Consider the following 1,090-nt stretch of genomic DNA (forward strand, 5'->3'; position numbering starts at 1 on the left):
CATATCGGTATCCGCGCAGATACTGGTCGACAATCACTCGGATCAGCCGTGTCTCGTTGCGATGGACGGTAAGCACCGCCGGCTCCCATAGCGGCACGACCGCCTTCGGCAGCCTTTCCAGGAATTCCGTGTCTTCTCCCGTCGCCATTTGTTCGTCGAACAGGCCATACCGATCGAACAATTTTCGGTCGAAAGAAACGCCGTAGCGAAGTGCCTTATGAGCGGGAAGACCTGGCAGGCGCCGCATATAGGTAACGAGATGGGCCGCGCACGCGACCAGATTGCGCGGATGACTGTTGGCGATGGCGCTTGCCACGGCCGCGACGCCTTCCCGGTGATGGCGCAGCCGGACCTCTGCCCATCGCGGGCATGCCAGGCAATCATCCGCGAGAAAGGCGATGAAAGGAGCTTTCGTCGCCGCTATGCCGCGATTTCTCGCGGCCCCGGCAAAGAGCCTTTCTTCGCACTCGATGACTGGCACGTCGAGTCCGGCATTGGCCAGAAGCGCCTGGGCATTCCCGCCGCCGGAATTCACGACCACCACCTCGAGCGGGATGTTCTGGCCGAGCACCGACCTGACCGCCGCGACCAGATCGGTCGGAGCCCGAAAACCTATCACCACGACTGCAAGTTCCGGCCCGTCGGCCATCAGGCACTTTGCAGTTGGACGCGATGGGCCGGGAACCGGCGCCGCGCCGCGATTTTGAGCCGGTAGCGCATGCAGCGCCAGATGTCGGTGGAAACCTTGGGCGCCGCTTCGGCAACCGCCAGGAATTTTGCCGCCGTTTCGAGATCGCCGCGAGCGTAGTGTACGCGGGCGATCTTGAGCGCCACAAGCCCTTCCCTCGCTTTCAACGACGATTTCGCAATGCCGCAGTCGGCGAGTTCGCGCAACGCCAGGCGCCATTCGAGGAAGCGTCGCGCAGGCTTTATCGCGAAGCGGTCATCCGAACGGTCCGACGATACGAAGTAGACCATGATCGGTTGCCTCACGACCGCGAGCGATGCCTTGCTCATAACCCGCGCCCAGAACAATGTGTCCTCGTCGTAGGCAAGACCGGTCGGGAAGCGCGTGTCGCCGACCGTATGC

General features: G+C 62.7%; 1 protein-coding gene and 1 pseudogene. Both read right to left on the minus strand.

The annotated features are described in order from the left end of the window. The coding region (locus tag EOA60_RS34280) for a glycosyltransferase (protein WP_128312689.1) at positions 1–649 on the minus strand (649 nt) is incomplete at its 3' end. Next, positions 649–1,090: pseudogene (locus EOA60_RS34285) on the minus strand (glycosyltransferase family 2 protein); the annotation flags it as partial. The pseudogene EOA60_RS34285 and the gene EOA60_RS34280, both read right to left, overlap by 1 nt.

It is taken from the genome of Mesorhizobium sp. M1A.F.Ca.IN.020.06.1.1 (genome assembly GCF_004023265.1).
Taxonomy (GTDB): Bacteria; Pseudomonadota; Alphaproteobacteria; order Rhizobiales; family Rhizobiaceae; genus Mesorhizobium.